Origin of the sequence: Ralstonia sp. GX3-BWBA (assembly GCF_003290055.1) — a bacterium.
GTDB lineage: Bacteria > Pseudomonadota > Gammaproteobacteria > Burkholderiales > Burkholderiaceae > Ralstonia > Ralstonia holmesii.
This window is the reverse complement of sequence record NZ_QMKS01000012.1, coordinates 319,284-341,551: the sequence shown is the minus strand read 5'-3', so window position 1 is coordinate 341,551 and position 22,268 is coordinate 319,284. Positions and strand designations below refer to the sequence as shown.

General features: G+C 63.9%; 22 protein-coding genes. 15 read left to right on the top strand and 7 right to left on the bottom strand.

Translation table 11 applies throughout. The features are described 5' to 3' along the window. Positions 1 to 44: 44 nt before the first annotated feature. Complete coding sequence (gene phhA / locus DOD19_RS15900) at positions 45 to 989, top strand: phenylalanine 4-monooxygenase (RefSeq protein ID WP_112186504.1); 945 nt, start codon at positions 45 to 47, stop codon at positions 987 to 989. Between the two features lie 61 nt (positions 990 to 1,050). After that, complete coding sequence (locus tag DOD19_RS15895; RefSeq protein ID WP_112186502.1) at positions 1,051 to 1,365, top strand: 4a-hydroxytetrahydrobiopterin dehydratase; 315 nt, start codon at positions 1,051 to 1,053, stop codon at positions 1,363 to 1,365. A gap of 19 nt (positions 1,366 to 1,384) precedes the next feature. Here DOD19_RS15895 and DOD19_RS15890 read toward each other — a convergent pair whose 3' ends face one another. Beyond that, a complete protein-coding gene (locus DOD19_RS15890; RefSeq protein ID WP_112186605.1) occupies positions 1,385 to 1,612 on the bottom strand; it encodes a DUF3717 domain-containing protein in 228 nt (75 codons plus the stop codon). Between the two features lie 76 nt (positions 1,613 to 1,688). On the opposite strand from DOD19_RS15890, the gene DOD19_RS15885 reads away from it, so the two are divergent. After that, positions 1,689 to 2,399, top strand: coding sequence for a response regulator transcription factor (locus DOD19_RS15885; RefSeq protein WP_024977198.1), 711 nt, complete (start codon positions 1,689 to 1,691; stop codon positions 2,397 to 2,399). A 9-nt stretch (positions 2,400 to 2,408) separates the two neighbouring features. Continuing rightward, a complete protein-coding gene (locus DOD19_RS15880; protein WP_112186500.1) occupies positions 2,409 to 4,085 on the top strand; it encodes a sensor histidine kinase in 1,677 nt (558 codons plus the stop codon). Positions 4,086 to 4,101: 16 nt separating this feature from the next. Here the strand turns inward: DOD19_RS15880 and DOD19_RS15875 are convergent, their stop codons facing one another. Beyond that, positions 4,102 to 4,641, bottom strand: coding sequence for an SET domain-containing protein-lysine N-methyltransferase (locus DOD19_RS15875; RefSeq protein ID WP_112186498.1), 540 nt, complete (start codon positions 4,639 to 4,641; stop codon positions 4,102 to 4,104). A gap of 633 nt (positions 4,642 to 5,274) precedes the next feature. On the opposite strand from DOD19_RS15875, the gene DOD19_RS15870 reads away from it, so the two are divergent. The 4 genes from DOD19_RS15870 to DOD19_RS15855 all read left to right on the top strand — a co-directional run bounded on the left by DOD19_RS15870 (position 5,275) and on the right by DOD19_RS15855 (position 8,564). Then, positions 5,275 to 5,553, top strand: a complete 279-nt coding sequence (locus DOD19_RS15870; RefSeq protein ID WP_004628548.1) for an HU family DNA-binding protein — start codon at positions 5,275 to 5,277, stop codon at positions 5,551 to 5,553. A 144-nt stretch (positions 5,554 to 5,697) separates the two neighbouring features. Beyond that, complete coding sequence (locus tag DOD19_RS15865) at positions 5,698 to 6,645, top strand: DUF2272 domain-containing protein (protein ID WP_024977195.1); 948 nt, start codon at positions 5,698 to 5,700, stop codon at positions 6,643 to 6,645. Between the two features lie 112 nt (positions 6,646 to 6,757). After that, positions 6,758 to 7,582 (top strand): class II aldolase/adducin family protein, encoded by an 825-nt coding sequence (locus DOD19_RS15860; protein WP_112186496.1) that lies wholly within the window; start codon positions 6,758 to 6,760, stop codon positions 7,580 to 7,582. 4 nt (positions 7,583 to 7,586) lie between these two features. Further along, positions 7,587 to 8,564 carry a 2-dehydropantoate 2-reductase gene (locus tag DOD19_RS15855; protein WP_112186494.1) on the top strand — a complete coding sequence of 326 codons (978 nt, stop codon included), beginning with the start codon at positions 7,587 to 7,589 and terminating at the stop codon, positions 8,562 to 8,564. Between the two features lie 13 nt (positions 8,565 to 8,577). On the opposite strand, the gene DOD19_RS15850 is transcribed toward DOD19_RS15855, so the two are convergent. Both DOD19_RS15850 and DOD19_RS15845 read right to left on the bottom strand, forming a co-directional pair. Then, positions 8,578 to 9,381 (bottom strand): tetratricopeptide repeat protein, encoded by an 804-nt coding sequence (locus tag DOD19_RS15850; RefSeq protein ID WP_112186491.1) that lies wholly within the window; start codon positions 9,379 to 9,381, stop codon positions 8,578 to 8,580. A 12-nt stretch (positions 9,382 to 9,393) separates the two neighbouring features. Then, a complete protein-coding gene (locus tag DOD19_RS15845) occupies positions 9,394 to 11,460 on the bottom strand; it encodes a bifunctional 2',3'-cyclic-nucleotide 2'-phosphodiesterase/3'-nucleotidase (protein ID WP_112186489.1) in 2,067 nt (688 codons plus the stop codon). 337 nt (positions 11,461 to 11,797) lie between these two features. On the opposite strand from DOD19_RS15845, the gene minC reads away from it, so the two are divergent. The 3 genes from minC to minE are packed head-to-tail and all read left to right on the top strand — an operon-like array spanning position 11,798 to position 13,712. Next, on the top strand, positions 11,798 to 12,577 hold the full coding sequence (gene minC / locus DOD19_RS15840) for a septum site-determining protein MinC (protein ID WP_024977190.1): 780 nt from the start codon (positions 11,798 to 11,800) through the stop codon (positions 12,575 to 12,577). 44 nt (positions 12,578 to 12,621) lie between these two features. Continuing rightward, positions 12,622 to 13,443, top strand: a complete 822-nt coding sequence (minD, locus tag DOD19_RS15835) for a septum site-determining protein MinD (RefSeq protein WP_012436754.1) — start codon at positions 12,622 to 12,624, stop codon at positions 13,441 to 13,443. A gap of 14 nt (positions 13,444 to 13,457) precedes the next feature. After that, complete coding sequence (gene minE, locus DOD19_RS15830) at positions 13,458 to 13,712, top strand: cell division topological specificity factor MinE (protein WP_024977189.1); 255 nt, start codon at positions 13,458 to 13,460, stop codon at positions 13,710 to 13,712. Between the two features lie 7 nt (positions 13,713 to 13,719). Here the strand turns inward: minE and DOD19_RS15825 are convergent, their stop codons facing one another. Beyond that, positions 13,720 to 14,952: a citrate synthase family protein gene (locus DOD19_RS15825; protein ID WP_112186487.1), complete on the bottom strand. Its 1,233-nt coding sequence runs from the start codon at positions 14,950 to 14,952 to the stop codon at positions 13,720 to 13,722. A gap of 107 nt (positions 14,953 to 15,059) precedes the next feature. Between DOD19_RS15825 and DOD19_RS15820 the strand changes: the two genes are divergently transcribed. Both DOD19_RS15820 and DOD19_RS15815 read left to right on the top strand, forming a co-directional pair. Next, on the top strand, positions 15,060 to 16,493 hold the full coding sequence (locus tag DOD19_RS15820) for a CoA transferase (protein ID WP_112186485.1): 1,434 nt from the start codon (positions 15,060 to 15,062) through the stop codon (positions 16,491 to 16,493). A 60-nt stretch (positions 16,494 to 16,553) separates the two neighbouring features. After that, complete coding sequence (locus DOD19_RS15815; RefSeq protein ID WP_024977186.1) at positions 16,554 to 17,411, top strand: 23S rRNA (adenine(2030)-N(6))-methyltransferase RlmJ; 858 nt, start codon at positions 16,554 to 16,556, stop codon at positions 17,409 to 17,411. 27 nt (positions 17,412 to 17,438) lie between these two features. Here DOD19_RS15815 and DOD19_RS15810 read toward each other — a convergent pair whose 3' ends face one another. Next, on the bottom strand, positions 17,439 to 18,503 hold the full coding sequence (locus DOD19_RS15810; protein ID WP_162634376.1) for an AVRPPHE avirulence protein: 1,065 nt from the start codon (positions 18,501 to 18,503) through the stop codon (positions 17,439 to 17,441). Between the two features lie 365 nt (positions 18,504 to 18,868). Here DOD19_RS15810 and ppk2 point away from each other — a divergent pair, with 365 nt between their 5' ends. Continuing rightward, positions 18,869 to 19,771: a polyphosphate kinase 2 gene (ppk2, locus tag DOD19_RS15805; protein ID WP_112186481.1), complete on the top strand. Its 903-nt coding sequence runs from the start codon at positions 18,869 to 18,871 to the stop codon at positions 19,769 to 19,771. A 144-nt stretch (positions 19,772 to 19,915) separates the two neighbouring features. Here the strand turns inward: ppk2 and DOD19_RS15800 are convergent, their stop codons facing one another. Continuing rightward, on the bottom strand, positions 19,916 to 20,203 hold the full coding sequence (locus tag DOD19_RS15800) for an acylphosphatase (RefSeq protein WP_024977184.1): 288 nt from the start codon (positions 20,201 to 20,203) through the stop codon (positions 19,916 to 19,918). Between the two features lie 280 nt (positions 20,204 to 20,483). On the opposite strand from DOD19_RS15800, the gene DOD19_RS15795 reads away from it, so the two are divergent. Then, a complete protein-coding gene (locus DOD19_RS15795) occupies positions 20,484 to 22,268 on the top strand; it encodes an ABC transporter permease subunit (RefSeq protein ID WP_024977183.1) in 1,785 nt (594 codons plus the stop codon).

Genomic DNA, 22,268 nt, shown 5'->3' with positions numbered 1-22,268 from the left:
CCATACACTGGCCGGACTCTGATTGCACAAGATCGACATTACAAATGGCCATCGCAACCACCGCCCCCGACGCAGCCCAAAACGCCGCCCCGGCCGGCTTCAACGGCACCCTGACCGACAAGCTGCGCGAGCAATTCGCAGAAGGCCTCGATGGCCAGACGCTACGCGCCGACTTCACCATGCAACAACCGGTGCACCGCTATACCGCCGCCGATCATGCAACGTGGCGCACGCTGTACGATCGCCAGGAAGCGCTGCTGCCGGGCCGTGTGTGCGATGAATTCCTGCAAGGCCTGTCGACGCTGGGCATGAGCCGCGATGCCGTGCCGTCATTCGACCAGCTCAACGAGACGCTGATGCGCGCCACCGGCTGGCAGATCGTTGCTGTGCCGGGCCTGGTGCCCGACGAAGTGTTTTTCGATCACCTGGCCAACCGCCGTTTCCCCGCAAGCTGGTGGATGCGCCGCCCCGATCAGCTCGATTACCTGCAAGAGCCGGATTGCTTTCACGATATCTTCGGCCACGTGCCGCTGCTGATTAACCCGGTCTTTGCCGACTACATGGAAGCCTACGGCAAGGGTGGCCTGAAGGCCGCTCGCCTGGGCCAGCTCGACATGCTCGCGCGCCTGTACTGGTACACGGTGGAGTTCGGCCTGATCCGCACACCGGCTGGTCTGCGCATCTATGGTGCGGGCATCGTGTCGAGCAAGAGTGAATCGGTGTACGCACTGGATTCGGCCAGCCCGAACCGCATCGGCTTTGACGTGCGCCGCATCATGCGCACGCGCTACCGGATCGACACGTTCCAGAAGACCTACTTCACCATCGACAGCTTCGAACAGTTGTTCGATGCCACGCGCCCGGACTTCACGCCGCTGTATGAAGAACTCGCTGCGCTGCCGACCATTGGCGCGGGTGATGTGGTGGATGGCGATGTGGTGCTGAACGTCGGCAACCGCGAAGGTTGGGCAGACACTGCGGACATCTGATGGCAGATAGTCGAGCGCTGACTATACTGCGCGCATTCAAGACCGAACTCCGCACCCCATCATGATGCCGACCCTGAACGAAGACCAACGCAAGGCCCTCTTTGCCGAACTGCCCGGCTGGACGCTACAGAGCGAGCGCGACGCCATCCAGAAGACCTTCACCTTTGTCGACTTCAACGCCGCGTTCGGCTTCATGACGCGCGTGGCGATCAAGGCCGAGCAGATGAATCACCATCCGGAGTGGTTCAACGTGTGGAATCGGGTGGACATCACCTTGTCCACACATGACGCGAACGGGCTCACGCACCGTGATGCAGATCTCGCGCGCTTTATCGAGCAGGCCGCGAAAGGCACGAGCGCCACCGGCGCAAAGTAACGGCCAGCAATGCTGGCGTTCAGCCGTGTGTGGCTGCGCGCCACGCCTCATAAGCTGCCCGCGCCTTGTCGCCCAATTGCTCAGGGGCGATGCGGGTGGCGCCTTGTACAATCATCAGCGCATACGGCTTGGCCAGCGCCGACGCCTCGGCACACAGCCGCAGTTCCTCGCCTTCGGCGGGCGAACGGGCACGCCAGAAATTGATGGCGGCCTCCAGATCGGTGATGGTGAGCAGGGCATCGGTCATCCGCGCATTGTAGCGCTGCCAAATCACGCCGATCGCCCCTTTTTGCCTTTTCCGCCCCGCACTCTGGATCGAGTCAATGCGCATCCTGCTGATTGAAGATGACCGTGCCATCGCCAGCGGCATCCATGCCGGACTCACACAAGCCGGGCATCGCGTACATGTCGTGCACGACGGCGTCTTTGCCACTGAACAACTCGCCAGGCAGACACACGATCTGGTGATCCTCGATCTTGGGCTGCCCGGTATCGATGGCATGACGTTGCTGTCGCAGTTTCGGGCACGCGATCGCGTGACGCCCGTGCTGATCCTGACGGCACGCGACGGTCTGCTCGACAAGGTGAACGGCCTGAACGCCGGTGCCGACGATTACCTGCTCAAGCCGTTCGAGATGCTCGAACTGGTGGCCCGCGTGGGCGCATTGCTGCGCCGTCGCAACGATTCAACCGAACCCGCCGCACGCCCTGACGTCCTTGTCGGACGGCTTCGCATGAGCGGCGTGGAACGGCGCATCTTTGTCGATGCCGCGCCGCTGGAACTGTCGCCGCGCGAATTTGCCGTGCTGGAGTTGCTGATGCTGCGCCAGGGGCGGGTCGTCAGCAAGGTGCAGTTGCAGGACCACCTTGCCAGCTTCGGGCACGCCATCGGCGAGGCCAGTCATGATGTGGTGGGCGATACGGCCATCGAAGTCTATGTGCATCGCGTACGCCGCAAGATCGAGCATTCCGAGGCGGAGATCGTCACGGTGCGCGGCTTCGGTTACCTGTTGCAGGCACGCGCCCCGGCGTAGTCCTGGCCCATGTTCAAGCGCCACCGCCCTGCCTCGTCGTCGGCTTCATCAGCTCCGGCCAAGGGTGCTGGCAACGGTGCCATCAGCCTGCGCCTGCATCTGTTGCGTGCGCTGGCAACACCGCTGTTTGGTTTGATCGTCGGTACCGGCGCGCTGTCGTATTGGCTGGCGGCTCACTACACCGCCCAGGTGTTCGATCGCGCATTGGTGGGCGTGGCCAACACGCTGGCCGAACAGTTGCGCATCGCTGGCCCGAACGTGCCGGCGGCCAAACTCTACGACATCGCCCTCACAGCACAGACGCTCGTACAGAACAGCGGCGAAGACCGCATCTACTGGCGCATTTCCGGTCCCACAGGCACGCTGGTCGGGCGCGACACGCCGCTGGGCTATGGTTCGGGCCAGGTCCGCATTGGCGAAGCACGCGTGTTCTATAGCTGGATCGACGGCAAACAGGTGCGCGCCGTGCATCTGCTCGTTCCGGGCGTGAGTGCTGAGGTGCCCAGACCTCGCTCGCCGCGCCAGCCTGTGCCGCCCGAACCTGAAGACGACGTCACGCGCCCAGCGCTTGCGCCAACGCAGGCGCAGACGGCACCGGCACTCAACCCATCCAATCCGCCCGACACCATGAAGGCCGAAGACGGCATCGTCGTGGAAGTCGCGGAGCTGCTGGACCATCGCGATACGGCCGCCAAGGAAGTGCTGCTGTCGGTATCGATTCCGTTGATCTTGCTGTTGGCAATCGGGGGGCTGATCCTCTCCCTCGTGCTCAAGGAAGAACTGCAGCCGTTGCAGACGCTGGCCGACACGCTCAACAAGCAGAGCGCACGATCGGTGACGCCGCTGCCCGCAGAATCGGCGGAACACGTGCCCGCCGAACTGCAACCGCTCATCAATGCGATGAACGCGCTGCTGGCCCGGCTGCGCGACGCACTGGAAGCGCAGCGTACCTTTATCGCAGACGCTGCACATCAACTTCGCACGCCGCTTACCGCGTTGAAGCTGCATGCCGATCGCGCAGTCGATGCAAAGACGTTGGACGATGCCCGCCCTGCACTGCTGGAGCTGCAATCAGGTGCCAACCGCGCCGTGCGCCTGTCCAACCAGTTGTTGACGCTGGCGCGTGCCGAGCCAGGCATGACGCTCGATCAGCTGGGCCCGCCGATGCGGGTCGATCTCGTCGCGCTGGCGTTCGATACCGGCGCCGAGTGGGTGCCGCGCGCCCTCGCGCGGGGGCTGGATCTGGGCTTTGAGGCCTGGCCGCAAGAAGCCACGTCGCCGGGTTCCTTGCAGGCGCCGGTGCTGGCCAACGCGGTGCTGCTGCGCGAGGCCATCAACAACCTGCTCGACAACGCGATCAAATACGTGCCGGCCGGCGGACGCGTGACCTTGCGCGCAGGTATGGAGGCAGACGCTGCATCCCAGTGGTGGGGTGTGGTGAGTGTGGAAGACAATGGCCCGGGCATTCCACCCGAGCGGCGCGGTGAAGTTTTCCAGCGCTTCTTCCGTGGGGATGCGGACCACCGCCCCGGACAACCGCAAGGTAGCGGCCTGGGCCTGGCCATCGTGCACGACATCGTACGTCTGCATGGCGGCACCGTCGCCATTGACGATGCGACTGCACGTGATGGCAGCCGCGTGATGCGCTTCGTGTTGCGCCTGCCGCTGGCAAGCGAATCCGTCTGAACGACCGACCTTCGGCTTACTTCTTCTTGCGCTTCTCGGGCGGTGCCAGCATCGTGCCGCGGCACTTCTTCGCGCCGCAGCGGCACGCAAACTGTTCCTTCAGTGCCTTGGTCTGGCGGCCTTCGATGACGAGGCCGTAGTCGTAGAACAGTTCTTCGCCGGGTTCGATGTCGCGCAGCGCGTGAATGAACACGTGGCCATCCTTTTCTCGCGCCTCGCAGTTCGGCTTGCAGGCGTGGTTGATCCAGCGCGCGCGGTTGCCACCAAACTTGGCGTCGATCACGCTGCCGTCTTCCAGGCTGAAGTAGAACGTGTGATTCGGGTCGGACGGGTCATGCGGATGGCGGTGCAGTGCCTCCTTCCACGTGATGTGCTCACCCTTGTATTCGATGATCTTCTTGCCGCGTGCAATGGCCACCACGGCATACACACCGCGCCCGTGCACGCCGGATTCGCGCACCTCGATGCGATCGCGGCGGCGCAGTTTGGCCGGAGCTTCCGGCGTGGGCGAGGACTCAGCCAGAGCCGGCGTGGCATCAGGAGACGTGCGTGTCATGAGGAAATGGCGCAGTAAAGCGAAACAAGAACGTCGATCAACGAAGCCGTGAGCCTACACCAAAAGCATGGCTTCTCGACACGTGCCGCAACCTCATGTCGTCCTGCCAATGTGGATAACCCGGCCTGCAACTGTGGATAACTACCGGCAAAGCCTGTTGGCTGTCTGTGGCTGCCCTGTCGATGGTGTGGGCACAACTGATGGGGTTCCCAGCCGGGGGGTCGGAAAAATCAGCAAGCTATCCACGCGAGGACACACACGGTACCCTCGGTTTTGCTTGCAACAAGTGCTTGAACATAAAGCGCTTTTTCCACTTATCCACAGAAACTATCCACCGTTATCTACTACTACTATCTGTATACATAAGAAAAAAGGTAAACCAACCAATCGACTTGCGTCGAACCTATCAGCGAGCAGACAGCCAACCGCAAATCAGAACATCGCGCGTTAGCATTCATGTGACTGGATCGCCTCGCAACGTAGAGCCCATGCGGTTTTGCGGAACCCACATGCCACGCGCCGTTACAAAGCTCAAGTGCCGACGCTGTTCGCATGCCGGTATCATGTCGCCCGTGGAGCCATCCCCCGGACGCTCTGTTGTGTGTTTTATCTACTCTTGAAGGGAGTCAAGCAATGACGAAAACCGAACTGATCGACGCCATCGCCAGCGGCGTAGACGGTCTGACCAAGGCCAAGGCCGAGCAGGCACTGAACGTGACGCTGCAAGCCATCATGGAATCCGTTGGCAAGGGCGATGCGGTCAGCCTCATCGGCTTTGGTACCTTCAGCCAAGGCGAGCGTGCCGAGCGTATGGCCCGCAACCCGCGCACCGGCGAAGAAATCAAGGTCGAAGCGGCCAAGACGGTCAAGTTCAAGGCCGGCCAGAAGTTCAAGGACGCTGTCAACGCCTAAGGCAATGACAACCCTCGGCGTGACCAGCCGGTCTGGTTAGCGCCAACGACGTGGCATGCCATTGCATGCGTGAATCGACCGCAGCATTGGCGTACCACGTCGGAAGGCCTGTCTCCCCGTCAGGCCATCCCTTCCCCCTCTTTCATGTCCCGCCCTTTCCTGCGCAATTCGCTCACTCTGCGCATAGCCCTGCCAATCGTTCTGATCGCACCGGTCCTCTGGTTTGCCGGTTGCGCGACACCGCCTGCGCGTCCGCAAGCCGAACCGCTGCCTGACAACGAAGTCGTGCAGACCCGGCCAGGTGCCACGCCACGCGAAAAGATGATCGAGATTGCCCTGACCGAATGGGATCGGTGGGGGCGCCAGGTGGTGCGCGTGGGGCGTGACGATACGTATTGCGTGGCAGGCGGTGGGTTTCCCGACCAGCCGCAGGGCCGCTGGCTGACGGCCGACGACCCCACCCCTGCCCCGTCCGATGAAGAAAGCGGCACCGACATGCCGTTGCCCAACGCAGCTGCCACGTCTGCGGTACCGCCCCCTGCGCCTTGCCTGCGCTATCCGGACGGCACGGGCGGTGAAGCCACCGCACGGGGTTGCATGCTGGCCAAGCGCTATTGGGGCATCGTCGGCAAGACACCGACTTGTCAGCAGTTGACCACCGGCGGCTGGGCGTGGTCTGCGGTGTTCCTCTCTTGGATCATGCGCAAGGCTGGCTTGCAGAACGATCAATTCCTGACCGGCGCCACGCATGCGGAATACGTGACCGACGCGCGCGATCATCTGCTCAAGCATCCCGCCTTCGTCCTTGAACGCACACCCGCCGTGCCGCATCCGGGCGACCTCATCTGCACCGCGCGCGGCGCCGATCGCTTTATGACGGATCCGGCGGAGATCCAGGCCGGCAGAACCCCCATGCACTGCGATCTCGTCGTCGAGGTGGACCCGGTGCGCCATGAGGTGAAATCGATTGGCGGCAACGTGCAGCAATCCGCCTCGATGAGCATCACCGAGTTGAACGACGCCAACCAGCTCGATCCGTACACCAATTCGGTCATGCAGTGGCTGGTGATCCTGCGCAACCAGTTGCCCTAGCAGGCAGCGGATGTAACGTGGTTTGACGTCCGGCACAAATTCATTAACATGTGAATAAATTTGGCGCCGGCAACCCGACCGGCGCATGGCCCCTGCGATCAGGAGACAGGTCATGACGGTGCTTTCGCTTTCACCCGATTCCGGTTCGGACATCCAGGCCCATCGTCCGGCCTGGTGCGGCCCACGCGAATGGGCCGCGCGCGTGAAGCTGGCGGCGTGCTATCGCATCTTTGCGCAGCTCGGCTGGACCGAACTCATCTATAACCACATCACGCTGCGCCTGCAGCCGGAAGACGGTGTGAACGACGATGAAGGTCCGCACTTTCTCATCAATCCGTTTGGCCTAACGTATGCCGAGGTTTGCGCGTCGAACCTCGTGAAGATCGACCTGCAGGGCAACGTGCGGCGCGCGGCGGGTCAGCCGGACTGGCCGGTCAACCCGGCGGGCTTTACCGTGCATGCCGCTATTCATGCCGGCATCCTGGGGGCGCACTGTGTGATGCACACCCACACCACTGCCGGCATGGCCGTGGCATGCGCGCGCGATGGTCTGTCGATCAGCAACTTCTACGCGGCGCAACTGCACGGCAAGGTGGCGTATCACGACTTCGAAGGCATCACCGTGCATGCCGATGAAGGGCCGCGCCTGGTGAGGAACATCGGCGACAAGCCTGCGGTGATCTTGCGCAACCACGGGCTGCTGGCCTGGGGCGATTCGATTGCGCGGGCGTTTGCGGTGCTGTGGCTGCTCAACCGCGCATGCGAGATCCAGCTCGCTTCCACATCGATGGGCCCGGTGCTGGAGATTCCCGAAGCGGTGGCGCGCAACTGCACGCGCGATTCGCTGCAGTTCAACCCGAACTTTGGCGCAGGTGAAGACGTGTTCGCGGCACTGACCCGTACCATCGACCGCATCGATCCTTCCTACCGAACCTGATCACATGACACGTATTTGCATCGTGGGCGCCGGCGCTGTCGGCGGCTATCTTGGCGCGAAGCTCGCGCTGGCAGATCAACCGATCAATGTACTGGCACGGGGGGCGACGCTTCAGGCATTGCATGCTGAAGGACTGCGCCTGACCGAAGAAGGCAACACGCGATCTGTGTCCGTGCACGCGAGTGACGACGCGCATGCGTTCGGTGTGCAGGACGTCGTGATCGTTGCCGTGAAAGCCCCTGCCATGGAAAGCGTGGCACAAGGCATTGCCCCGCTCATTGGCCCCGAGACCTGTGTGGTGGTAGCGATGAACGGGGTGCCATGGTGGTTCTTTGATCGACACGGGCCGCTGGAAGGTCTGCGACTTCAATCGGTGGATCCACACGGTCGCATCGCGCACGCGATTCCAACGAAGAACGTGCTGGGTTGCGTGGTGCATCTGACGTGTTCAATGTCGGCACCAGGACACGTGCGTCATGGTTTCGGCAAGCGATTGATTCTCGGCGAACCCGCAGGTGGTGCCACACCGCGTTTGGACACGGTCAGCAAGTTGTTCGAGTGCGCGGGCTTGCAGATCGAACGCAGCGAAGCCATCCAACGCGACATCTGGTTCAAGCTGTGGGGCAACATGACGATGAACCCGGTGTCGGTGCTCACGGGCGCGACGTGCGACCGCATTCTTGATGATCCGCTGGTCAGTGCGTTTTGCCTGGGCGTCATGGAAGAGGCCAAAGCAATCGGCGCATGCATCGGTTGTCCGATTGAGCAGAGCGGCGAAGAACGCAGCGCGGTGACGCGTCAACTCGGCGCGTTCAAGACGTCGATGCTGCAGGATGCCGAAGCCGGACGCGGCCCGCTGGAGATCGATGCGCTGGTGGCATCGGTGCGGGAGATCGGCCAGCACGTGGGTGTGCCGACGCCGCAGATTGACGCCCTGCTGGGTCTGGTGCGCCTGCACGCTCAGACCCGCGGGCTTTACTAAAGGAACTGCTGAATTACGGCGCGAGCGCTGGATGCTTCAGCGCATGTGCCGTTTCGATCCACTGCTGGTGATACGCCGCATCGTCGCGCTTGAGACCCAGTTCGCCGTTCTGATACGCCATCGCCAAGGCTTGCACGGCCTCTGGCAATTCGTGCTCAGCGGCATCCTGGTACAACGCCAGCGCGCGGGCTTCATCGCGCGGCACGCCATCGCCTTCACGGTAGGCGTTGGCCAACATGAACATTGCTGCCGGAATCTCGTGGCGGGCAGCGCGATCAAACCAGTGCGCAGCCTGTGCGGTGTCGATGGCCGTGCCGTAGCCGCTGCGATACATCACGCCCAAGTAGTACGCGGCTGCCGCGTCGCCCTTGTCAGCGGATTGACGCAGCAGGCGCAGCGCGCGCGGATAGTCTCGTTCAACGCCGCTCGTGCCGAGCAGCAGCGCCTTACCCAGTGATAACTGCGCACGCGCATCGCTCGGTGCAGCGGTTTCGAGCCAGCGCATCCCTTCGTTACGCAAGGCACTGTCGTGCGCGCTGAGCAACGCTTGGCCCAATGCCGACTGCGCCGGCACCGAGCCGCTGCGTGCGAGCTGACGCAACTGCTGCAGCGCCTCGGGCTCCATCGCTTGCACGACCATCGCGCGCCACGATTCCAGCTGCGTAGCATCCACGGCCGGTGCCTGGCGCGCATGCGACAGCCAACCGCCAGCCATCACGATGATCGCCAGGGCCGCAGCCACCGTGAGCATCGGCACCGACTGGCGCGGAGATTCCATCGCCGGTGCACCCGCCCATGCGGAACGAAGAGATGGCATGGCGTGGCCCTCTTACTGCGTCAGGTCGATCTGGTACACCGCGAGGCCCTTGCCCGAGCCGTCATCCGCGGCCACCTGCGTGACGTTGGTGATGCCGGCGGCCGTAGCGCTGGCCAGCTTGTTGGGCGCAGACGTGAACTGCACCTGCGCCACCGAGCTGGCCAGCTTCGTAAAGCGCCAGCTACGCTGCGAACCGTTCGTCGCACGCTTCACGCTGCCGATCTTCTTGATGTAGCTGATCAGCACGTCGCGGTTGGCATCTGGCGAGGCATAGATCGTCTTGCTGCCGTCCAGGCCCGGGAAGTTGCCGCCACCGCTTGCACGGTAGTTGTTGGTCGCCACGATGAACTGCGCCGCCGGGTCGAGTGCCACGCCCTTGTACATGAGGTTCTTGATGCGGCTGCCCACGGGCTGCGTGACATCAATCTCATACGTCAGGTCCGGCGTGGTGAACATGTCGAAGTTGTAGCCAGGGAACGTGCTCACCAGCTTCTGCACCGTCGCTTGCGTCGGGTCGATGGTGTTGAAGCGCTTGGCGGCCGTCTCCAGCCAGTTCTTGATGTCGGAGCCTGCCACCTTCACTGCGTAGACCGTGTTCGGATACAGGTACAGGTCAGCCGCGTTGTTGATCGCCAGCGGGCCAGCCGCCACGTCAGTGAAATCGGTACCGCCACCGAAACCGCTCTTGAACGGTGCGCTTACCGACAGCACCGGCAGCGACGCGTATTGCGGCAGGTTCGCCTGAACGTACGCCGACACGTAATCGGCCTGCGCCTGGTTGACGATCTCGATCGCGCCCGGGTCACCCACATCGGCAAAGTACGTGCTCATGTTGAAGTCGGTGCTGCCCACCGGCGTCTTCACGTAGTTGATCGTCGCCTGGTGTTCGGTGGCGATGGCTGCGGAAACAGTCGGGTCGGCTGCCACGTACGTCTTGTCCGCGTTCTGGATCGAGCGCGCCTCCACCGTGGTCTGCGTCTTGTCGACGGCCCAGTTCGTGCCGTTGAACGTCAGCCCAAGCTTGATCACGCCCAGATGCTTGCCCCAGTAGTTCGCCATCACCGTCGGTACGCCGTTCACGGTGCCGGCCACCTTGTCGACACCCGGCAGGTTGAACTGGCTGACCGTGCTCTTGGCATCGGGGAACAGCTGGTGCGAATGGCCGATCAGCATGGCATCGATGCCCGGCACGGTCGACAGCCACCAGCTGCCGTTCTCCATCGTCGGCGAATACGTCGAGTTATCTAGCCCGCCGTGCGAAATCGCGACCACCAGGTCAGCACCCTTCGCGCGCATCTCGGGGATGTACTTGGCAGCAGTTTCCTTGATGCCGACCGTATAGACCTTGCCGTCGAGCCAGCGCTTGTCCCAGCTCGTGATCGTGGGCGGCGTAAAGCTGATGATGCCGACCTTGACCGGCGCGCTGACGGTGCTGCCGTCGGGCGCCGTGGCAGTCACCGTCTTGGTGATGATCGTGTACGGCTGGAACAGCGGCGCATTCGTCTTCGCGCTCACGACGTTGGCCAGCACTTGCGGGAAGTTCGGGCCAGCGCATTTCTTCTGCGTGGCCGGATCGGGCAGACCATCGACGTTGAACGTGTTGCCCGTCACCTGCGACAGATACGGCAGGCCGTAGTTGAACTCGTGGTTACCGATACCGCCGCCGTCGTACTTGGCCGCGTTCATCACCTTGTAGATCGCCAGCGTCTGGTCGCACGTGACCGGGCTCACCATGGCCTGGTAGTCCGACAGCGCGGTGCCCTGGATGGTGTCACCGTTGTCCAGCAGCAGCGTGTTCGGGAATTGCGTGCGCGCTTGGTTGATGAGCGTTGCCACGCGCTCGAAGCCGAGCGAGTTGTCGGCCGCGAGCTTGAAATAGTCATACGACAGCACGTTGGTGTGCAAGTCGGTGGTTTCCAACACGGCCAGCGTGGCTTTGGTACCTACGGGGGCAGTGCTGGCGGCAGGCGTGGCGTTGCCGTTGGAAGGCGTATCGTCGCCGCCGCCACAGGCAGCCAACGACATCGATAAGAAAACAGCAAGCGGCAACGCCGCAGAACACAACGGTCGGACTCGCATGAACTTCTCCCTGAAGTTTATTTTTTGGTATGCGAACTACGGACTGCGAACTGCTGATGAAGCGAATGACGCGCGGGCGCGCACGCAGAATCGGAGGGAACCGTTTGCGCAACGCGATAGGACAACGGACTGGACCGGGGGGCTCAGAAGCGGAGAAGTATCGAAAGCGTGCATGACGATGCTGTGACCATCGCATGACATTTGCGCGTGGCGCCGGCAGTGTTGAGAACGGCGCCGGTTGCGGGTCTCAGCCGGATGGCGGAGCGGCGGGGCCAAAAAATCCAAGGCGTTTCGTCAACAACGTTAGAATGAGCCCATTTTTCCGCGTAGCCGTTCTATGTCCCAGAAGAAAGCGCCGCTGTTCGAGATCCGCAGCGGCACCGTCGATGCCCTGCTGCTGTCGCCGCGCACCGCCGACATGGACGCCTTGGCCGCCGAACTCACGCGACGCTTTGCCGACACGCCCGAGTTTTTCTCAAACGACGTGATCGCCATCGACGTGCGCCGTCTGGCTGAAGACGAGCGCCTGCCTATCGACCGTTTGGTGGAGACCCTGACCGCGCTGCGTGCCCGCGCGATCGGCGTGGTTGCCAGTCCCGAGCAGGCCGAGTGGGCGCAGGCCTTTGGCCTGCCGCTGCTCGACAGCCATGGCCGCCGTCCGCGCGGCGAGAAAGACGCCAAGGACAACGGCGAAGGCCAGGACGCCCCCGAGCACGCCCAGGCTGCCGAAGCGCCGGCCCCCGCCCCTGCTGTTCCCCCCGTCGATGCCGTGGCCATGCAGCCCGGCACGATGATCGTCGATCGCCCCTTGCGCTCCGGCCAGCGCATTTATGCGCGCGGCGACCTCGTCGTGCTCGACTTGGTGAGTGACGGCGCCGAGGTGATCGCCGAAGGCAACATCTATGTCTATGCCTCGCTGCGCGGTCGCGCGCTGGCGGGCGTGAAGGGCAACCTGGATGCGCGCATCTTCTGCACGTGTCTGGAGCCGCAACTGATTTCCATCGCCGGCATCTACCGCACCGGCGAAACCCCGTGGCCCGACGCCTACGCCAGCAAGCCTGCGCAGGTCCGGCTCGCGGACAACACGCTGGTTTTCGAACCGTTGCGGATGAAGTGACGCACCCCGTGCGCCGAGCGATTTAACTTTTCGATATACGAGCCATGACCAAGATCATCGTAGTCACCTCCGGCAAGGGCGGCGTCGGCAAGACGACCACCAGTGCGGCGTTCTCTGCCGGCCTTGCGCTGCGCGGTCACAAGACCGCCGTCATCGACTTCGACGTCGGCCTGCGCAACCTCGACCTCATCATGGGCTGCGAGCGCCGCGTTGTGTATGACCTGATCAACGTGATCCACGGTGAGGCCAACCTGAACCAGGCCCTCATCAAGGACAAGAAGTGCGAGAACCTGTTCATCCTCCCCGCCTCGCAAACGCGCGACAAGGATGCACTCACGCGTGAAGGCGTCGAGAAGGTGATCGAAGGCCTGAAGGAAATGGGCTTCGAATACATCGTCTGCGATTCGCCGGCCGGTATCGAATCGGGCGCGCTGATGGCGATGTACTTTGCCGATGAGGCCATCGTCGTGACGAACCCGGAAGTGTCTTCGGTGCGCGATTCGGATCGCATCCTGGGCATCTTGTCGTCCAAGTCGCGCCGCGCGGTGGAAGGCAAGGAACCGATCAAGGAACACCTGCTGCTCACGCGCTACAACCCGAAGCGCGTGTCCGAAGGTGAAATGCTGTCGCTCACCGACATTCAGGAAATCCTGCGCATCAAGCTGATCGGCGTGATTCCGGAATCGGAAGCGGTGCTGCAGGCGTCCAACCAGGGCACGCCCGCCATCCACATCGAAGGCTCCGACGTAGCGAACGCCTACCACGACGTGATCGACCGCTTCCTGGGCAAAGAGAAAGAACTGCGCTACGTCGAATACAACAAGCCGGGCTTCCTGCAGCGCCTGTTCGGCGGCAGCGGTAAATAAGGAGACGCACATTCATGTCGATTCTGTCTTTCCTGCTGGGCGAGAAGAAGAAGACTGCGACCGTCGCCAAGGAACGTCTGCAGATCATCCTCGCCCATGAACGTACCGCCAGCGGTGCGCCTGCCGACTACCTGCCCGCGCTGCAACGCGAGCTGGTGGCCGTGATTTCGAAGTACGTGAAGATCGGCAACGACGACATCAAGGTCAATCTCGAGCGCCAGGACAACCTGGAAGTGCTTGAGGTGAAGATCGAGATTCCGCAAGCCTGATCGCGCGTCAGCGCACACGAATGATGCGGCCCGCCGGTGCACCCGGCGCGGCCGGCATCGGCCCCACATAGGCGGCTCTCGGGCGGATCAACTGCCCCGCCGCGCGCTGCTCCAGCGCGTGCGCAATCCAGCCTGCCGTACGCCCCGCTGCAAACAGGCCAAAGCCTGAACCTTCCGGCAGCCCGAGCACACGCCGGGTGGCCACCAGCGCAAAATCCACCGATGGCCCATCGCCGGTCAGCCCGGCCACGGCATCAATCACCGATTGCAGCCGCTTGCGCACCCTGCCGGCCTTCGGCAACTGCGCCAGGATTGCGTCGGCGCGCGGGTCGGCCTTGCGATACAGCGGGTGGCCAAAGCCGGGCAGCGCATCGCCGCGATCAAGCCGACGACGCAATGCCGTTGCCACGGAGCGCTCCCCTTCCAGCTCGCTCAGCAATGCCTCCACGCGCGCCGTGGTGCCGCCATGCCTGCCACCGGTGAGCGCAGCCAGGCCCGCGCTGACCACGGCGCCCAGGCTGGCGCCGGTCGATGCAACAACGCGCGCCGCAAAGCTTGAGGCATTGAGTTCGTGATCTGCACAGAGCACCAATGCGACGCGGATGGCCTCAGCAGCGTGCGCGTCAACGTTCCATGCCTGCTGGCATTGCAGATGCACGGGCGCGGTGTCGGGCTTGCGGCCGAGCATGGCGGCAAACACCACGCGCAAGAGTGCGCCGGCATCGCGCGCGGTGCGTGCGGAATCCTGTCGCCACGCGGCCTCGTCCAGCGCCGGCAAGGCAAGCGCGCACAGCGCCATGCAGCGTTGGCGGATGTCCGCGTCTGCCAACGACGTGAGCGCTGCGTACCAGCGCTTCGGCAACACCGGCGCGGGCGTGTTGAAGGCCAGCGCTTCTTCGCATTGCCACAGCCGCGCCGCAACGGTCTCTAGCGTGGCGCGTTCGGCCAATTCCAAAGCGGGCGTACCGCGATAGAACAACTGCCCGTGATCGATCAGCGTGATGGCCGATTCCATCACCGGCAGGCCCCAGTCCAGCGCGTGGCGGACCACCTGGCGCGGGCGCCGTCCGCCGGAACGCTGATCGGCCAGCCGTTCCACATCGGCTTCGCGGTAGCGGCTGCCGCGTCCGTCGGGCGACGGGTACGCCGCCAGCAGCCCGCGGCTCACATAGGCGTACAGCGTCGGGCGCGAGATATGCAGGCGCGCGGCGGCTTCGGCGGCATTCAGGTAGGTCGTCATCGGGCCGGATGAAGTGGACGGCAATCGAGGTTGATCAGTCTAGTCAATGTTGACGCTATCGGCGGTGCGGGACTGTAATGGGCGCACCTTCCCTGCGGAGCCCCGCCATGCCGTCACCCGTTGCTGATGTGGTCGATCCTTCCATGCAGACTGTCAGCCCCGCCGGCGCACTCAGCCAGTTGTGGACGGTGCTCGGCCAGCCGGCGGATGCGCTGTCGCGTGCAACGCTCACGGGCGCGGAGCCGGCGCTGCCGTCGTCGTTTGCCGTGGGCACGCTCGCGCAGAGCACCATCGCTGCGGCTGCGCTCGCGGCAGCGCAGGTCGACACGTTGCGCAGCGGGCGGCAGCAGACCGTGTCGGTCGACATGCATCACGCCGCGCTGGAATTTCGCTCCGAGCGCTACTTCCGTCTCGATGGCCAGTTGCCGCCCGAACCGTGGGACAAGATCGCCGGGCTCTACCGCTGCGGCGATGGCCGCTGGGTGCGTCTGCACACCAACTTTGCGCATCACCGTGACGGCGTGCTGAAGTTGCTCCGCTGCGCGTATGACCGGGCGGCCGTGGCCGCTGCGCTGAACCAATGGAAGGCCGAAGCGTTTGAAGAAGCGGCAGCGCAGGCGGGCATGGTCGTGACCGCCGCGCGCACGTTTGAAGAGTGGGACGCACACCCGCAAGGCATTGCCGTGGCGCGCCAACCGCTGATGACGATCGAACGCATTGGCGATGCGCCACCGCAGCCCCTGCCCGCGCATGCCGACGGCCGTCCGCTCTCGGGCGTGCGCGTGCTCGATCTCACGCGCGTGATTGCCGGACCTGTCTGTGGCCGCACGCTGGCCGCGCACGGGGCCGATGTGCTGCTTGTCACGGCGCCGCATCTGCCCGCCGTTCCGCCGCTGGTGATCGACACCGGGCGCGGCAAGCGCTCCGCGCAGCTCGACTTGCGCGAAGCGGCGAGTGCCGAGCAACTCCGCACGCTGCTGCGCGACGCCGATATCTTCGTCCAGGGCTATCGGCCCGGTGGCTTGGCGGCGTTGCAGTTTGGCCCCGAGCAGGTGGCAGCACTGCGCCCGGGCATCGTCTACGTGAGCCTGTGCGCATACGGCTATGACGGCCCCTGGGCCAATCGCCGAGGCTTCGATTCGCTTGTGCAGACCGCCAGCGGCTTCAACTGGGCGGAAGCGCAGGCAGCCGGTGATGCCAAGCCGCGCCCGCTACCCGCACAGGCGCTGGACCACGGCGCGGGTTACCTGATGGCCGCCGGCGCCATGACCGCTCTTTCGCGCCGCATGACCGAGGGCGGAAGCTGGCACGTGCGTGTGTCGCTCGCGCAGACGGCGCAATGGCTGCGCAGCTTCGGCCGTATGGCCAACGGCTTTGATGCGACCGACCCGCGCTATGAAGACATCGGCGCTTACCTGGAAACGGCGCCCTCCGGCTTCGGCACACTCACCGCGCTGCGCCATGCGGGGCAGCTATCGGAGACGCTGCCGCACTGGACGCTGCCCAGCGTGCCGTTGGGGACGCATCCCGCGCGGTGGTAGCATTCGCGCCTACCGTTTTCTCCGCCCGCGCCTGATACTCCGGGCGCACATGGTCCGCCGATGCTCAGTTACCGTCACGCCTTCCACGCCGGCAATCACGCCGATGTCCTCAAGCACGCCGTGCTTGTGCAGATGCTCGATTACCTCACGCAGAAGGACAAGCCGTTCTGGTACATCGACACGCACGCCGGCGCCGGCCTCTACGCGCTGGACCACGAATGGGCGCAGAAGAAGGCCGAGTTCGACACCGGTATTGGCCCGCTGTGGCGCGCGGCCCAAGCCGGCGAAACACTGCCGCCGCTGCTCGACGCCTACCTCGACCAGGTGCGCGAACGGAATCCCAACGGTGAACTGAGGCACTACCCGGGCTCGCCGTGGCTGGCGTGGCAAATGCTGCGCGACGCCGATCGCCTGCGCCTGTTCGAGCTGCACAGCTCCGAGATCAAGGTGCTGTCGAACAACTTTCGCGGCGCGGGGCGCAAGGTCATGCTGTACGACGGCGATGGCTTTGCCGGCATCAAGGCGATCCTCCCTCCGCCGCCGCGCCGCGCGCTGGTGCTGATCGATCCGTCGTTCGAAGACAAGCATGATTACGCCCGCACCGTGCAATCGCTGCAGGACAGCCTGCAGCGTTTTGCGACCGGCATGTATGCGGTCTGGTATCCGTTGGTGCAGCGGCGCGAAGCCGCGCAATTTCCCTCGCGCCTGAAGCAGTTGCGACCGGCGGATTGGCTGCACGTCACGCTCACCGTCAGGCATCCGGTCGAGGGTGGCCTGGGCTTGCACGGCAGCGGCATGTTCATCGTCAACCCGCCGTGGACGCTGAAGGCGCAATTGCAGGAAGCCATGCCCACGCTGGTGCGCCTGCTCGGCCAGGACGACGGCGCCAAGTTCATGCTGGAAGGCGAATCGAGCTGAGGCCGCGGCCTCATCTAAGCCATACCCCTAAACATCGTTGCGAGCGGTCTGGGCCGGGTGCGATGCCAATGGGTAGCGCTGCAAATCGACCGCAACGTTGGCGATACGTGCAGCTGCCTTCGAGACTTCTTTCACGCCGCTGGCACCCAAAGTCCGAGCGATTTGGGTTGCGTGAACCTCCTGACGCAACGGCGCCATCCGGCGTTCACCGATGTCTACCCGTTCGGCGGCCTGCTGGACTTGGTCTTCGTGTTCCGGCGCCAGCTTGGCCGGGTCGGGTTCTTGAATCATCTTGTCGACCACGCGCTCGGCAAACTCTTTCGAGATGACCGGGGTGGCCGACCAGACCGAGGATTCATCCGATGGATATCGGAAATCCGGCCCAAGCTTCGCCATCTCTTCGTGAACGTCGGCTTGTATTTGACTGTGCTCCTTGCGCTGGAGCTTTTGCATCTTGGCGTGCGCTTTCGCCCCGCTTCTGCGGTCATAGTGATGCTCGGTTTCTACCGCGTGCTTGTCTTTCGACAAGGCACCGTCAATGGCGAAGATGGCGGGGCCTTTAGCCCACGGGTCCATGACGACGTCATGCGCGCGGTCCGATGTCTTACCCCGCAACTCGGCCCAACCGTGGTCTTTCTTTGTGCTGCCCACGCAATAGACTCTCTCGCCTTTCTGCAATTTGCCGGCATGTAGAAAGGTGGCCACATAGGCGTGCTCACCGCAGTTGCCAGCCTGGGCCGCCAGGGTGCTGGCTGTTACCCTGAGTTTCTGTCCGTAGTGGCGCGGAATCTTCGGCCTTGCGTTACGGCCAGCCTCTGTTCTGATCGTGCTGAGACCGTTGCTGTCATTGATGTCGGCAGTTACATTGCCGCGACCATGCGCCAGCGCTTGGCGGGTCTCCATGACGGTTTCATTTCCACGCTTGAGCCGATCGAGCGCCGTGCCTTCCACTGGGCGGCCGTCGACCTGGCGGGCGTGTACATAACCGCCCAGTTGGCACTCGCCGTCGGACAACGCCTTGCGCGTATCAGGCACCAGCGCCTGGATCTCGACCTGCCGTTGGCGAATGCGTTGGGCGTCAAAGTTGGCCAAGCCCTGCAACGTCACCGGTGCGCGGCGTGGCGGGTGCGGCGCTGAATCCACCGGCTGGCCGGTTGAAGTGGAAGCGCGCTCCTCTGCTGGGGGCGTCGGTCGGAAGCAGCTTAGGATCGATTGCAACGGACGCGGCATGGGCGCTCCTGTGACCCGCCAGATACGCGGCGGCGCAGGCAGATTACGGTCGATTTGGCGCGCGACGGCGCTGCCGGGCGAAAACCTGGCGCAATGGGCGAAGCAATGCCATGTCACTCCCCTGCCACATGCCCGTGCTACCTAGACGGGCTTAGACTTGCACTGCGCTGCCCATGCGCAGCGCCCCCTCTCGGCAATATCCGCAAGATCGGCAGGAGCAACACACCATGAGCGAACGCGACGCAGCCCGCCAGGCGCGCCTGCAGGAAGACCTCCTCGACACGCTTGACGAAGAGCTGGAGATGGAAATCGACGACCACCTGCTCGGCGGCGGCGAAGGCATCGACGACGAAGCCCGCGAAACGCGGCGCATGTACTTTCGCGAGCTATTCCGCCTGCAGGGCGAGCTCGTCAAGCTGCAGGACTGGGTGATCGAGACCGGCCACCGGCTGGTGGTGATCTTCGAAGGGCGTGATGCCGCCGGCAAGGGTGGCGCCATCAAGCGCATCACGCAGCGGCTGAACCCGCGGGTGTGCCGTGTGGCCGCGCTGCCGGCTCCCACCAACCGCGAACGCACGCAGTGGTACTTCCAGCGCTACGTGGCGCACCTGCCGGCCGCTGGCGAGATCGTCCTGTTCGACCGCAGCTGGTACAACCGTGCCGGCGTTGAACGCGTGATGGGTTTCTGCACCGACGAGGAATACGACGAATTCTTCCGTTCCGTGCCCGAGTTCGAAAAGATGCTCGCGCGCTCGGGCATCCAGATCGTCAAGTACTGGTTCTCGGTGACGGACGAAGAGCAGGAAGTGCGATTCCAGAGCCGTATCGACGATCCGCTCAAGCAGTGGAAGCTGAGCCCGATGGACCTGGAAAGCCGCCGCCGCTGGGAAGCCTATACGCGCGCCAAGGAAGCGATGCTCGAGCGCTCGCACATTCCCGAATCGCCCTGGTGGGTGGTGCTGGCGGACGACAAGAAGCGCGCGCGCTTGAATTGCATCCACCACTTGCTTGGCCAGGTGCCTTACCACCCGGTGCCGCATTCGCCGGTGTTGCTGCCGGAGCGGGTGCACCACGAGGAGTACATCCGCCACCCGGTGCCGGAAGACATGATCGTACCGAACGTGTATTGATCGGCCGACAACGCCATCCGCAAAAGAAAGGGCGGCCTGCGCGGTCGCCCTTTTTGTTTCAATGCGCGCGATCAGTTTCTTGGAAGACCGCTGCGCTGCGCATAGCGGTTTCGTGTCGAATCCGTGTCCGCTGATCGCCGAGAATTACACCGTCGGGCGGATCTCAAAGCCGGGGACGGGCGCCTCATGCTCGCCCGCGACCACGTCCAGCTGCGTGACTTGGGCGCTGTCGGGCCCCTCCCACATCCATTCGCGCATGCTCAGCACATTGGCCTCGGGACCGGCCAGGAATGCCTCGACCGCCCCATCCCGGCGATTGCGTACCCAGCCACGCAGACCGAGCAGGCGGGCACGGTCGGCACAGGCCGCGCGGTAGCCGACGCCCTGCACGCGGCCCTGTACGGTAACGATCACTTGCGCAATGGCGGACATGGCGACCTCCGAAGCGAACCCGCAGGTGATGTGTTGGATAAAACATGACAAACCGGCGCTGTCGTATCTCTGTCACATTTCTGGAATGTGACGTCGTCAGACTGACAACCGTGCAGCTGGCTCTGACGTTACGCAAGGTAAACTAGGCGGCTTGCCGCCGGGTGCCAAGCAACGCTTGCGCAAAGCACTGCGCTGCGCCCCGCACGCCATGTATCGCGCCTCGGCCCCAGGCCTTGAGGCGCCCGAATTTCGTCCGCGGTTTCCGTCCCGGTTATCCAAGATGCAGCAGAACGACAACGAAACCACCATCCGGGGCCGCTTGGGTACCACCTTCGGTACCAACTTTGGCGTCAACTTCGGCCACCTGCTGACTGCGCCGCCCAACCGGTTTGACCTGGCCCTGCTGCCGATCATCCTGGCCGCCATCCTGCTCTTGGCCTATGCAGCCAAGCAGATGAACGTGCCCTACACGCCTGGCGAACAGCTGGACGTGAGTCTGGACGTCATTGAGCTGCCGTATTACCTGCTGCGCACCAGCATCCGCATGCTGCTGGCGCTGGGCGCGTCGCTGGCGTTCTCGTTTGCGTTTGCCGCTATCGCTTCCAAGAACCGCACGGCCGAGAAGGTGATGGTGCCGGCGCTGGACATCCTGCAATCGATTCCGGTGCTGGGTTTCCTGTCGATCACGGTCACGGGTTTCATTGCGCTGTTTCCGGGCAACCTGGTGGGCGTGGAATGCGCGGCCATCTTCGCCATCTTCACGTCGCAGGCGTGGAACATGGCGTTCTCGTTGTACCAATCGTTTCGCACCATCCCGACCGATCTGGAAGAGGCCGCCACGGTGTTCCGGCTGTCCAAGTGGCAGCGCTTCTGGCGCCTGGAAGTGCCGTTCGCCATGCCGGGCCTGCTGTGGAACATGATGATGTCGATGTCGGGCGGCTGGTTCTTCGTGGTGGCATCGGAAGCCATCTCGGTGTCGGGCCACGACATCAAGCTGCCGGGCATCGGTTCGTACATCTCGCTGGCGATCCAGCAGCAGAACCTGCCGGCCATCGGCTGGGCCATCCTGGCCATGCTGATCGGCATCATTTTGTACGACCAGTTGCTGTTCCGCCCGCTGATTGCCTGGGCAGACCGCTTCCGCTTCGACACGATGTCGTCGGAACGCGAACCGCAATCGTGGCTGCTTGACCTGCTGCGCCGCTCCGAGTGGGTCAAGGCGCTGCTTGAGCGCACCGCCGCGATGGCCGAGCGCACGCTGTCCTGGGGTGCCGAGCGCACGCGGCCCACCGCTGCCGGCGGCAGCGGGTTTCTGCCGCGCTTCCCGTGGTCGCACCGCATCGCTGATGTCGTCATCATCCTGGCCGCGCTTGTGGCGGTGGCGCACGTGCTGCAATTCGTGCGCTCCGAGGTGGGCTGGGCCGAGGTCGGCCACGTCTTCTGGCTCGGCTTCCTGACCATGGTGCGCGTGATCCTGCTGATTGCCCTGGCCGCGCTGGTGTGGGTGCCGATCGGCATTCGCATCGGCCTGAACCCGAACGTGGCACGCATCGCCCAGCCGGTGGCGCAGTTCCTGGCGGCGTTCCCGGCCAACCTGATGTTCCCGCTGGCGGTCATGCTCATTGCGCGCTTCGCGCTCAACCCCGAAATCTGGTTGAGTCCGCTGATGATTTTCGGCACGCAGTGGTACATCCTGTTCAACGTGATTGCCGGCGCGTCGGCCATCCCGACCGAGCTGAAACTGGCCGCCCGCAACTTCGGCCTGCGCGGCTGGCTGCTGTGGAAGCGCTTCCTCATTCCCGCCGTGTTCCCCAACCTGCTGACCGGCCTGGTGACGGCCGCCGGCGGCTCGTGGAACGCCAGCATCGTCTCCGAATACGTGTCCTGGGGCGACCGCACGCTGGTGGCAACGGGCCTGGGCAGCTACATCGCCGAGATGACATCCAAGGGCGACTTCCCGCGCATTGCACTCGGGATTGCCGTGATGAGCCTGTTCGTGGTCGGCTTCAACCGGCTGCTGTGGAACCGCCTGTACGACATCGCGCAAGAGCGCACCCGCCTGTAA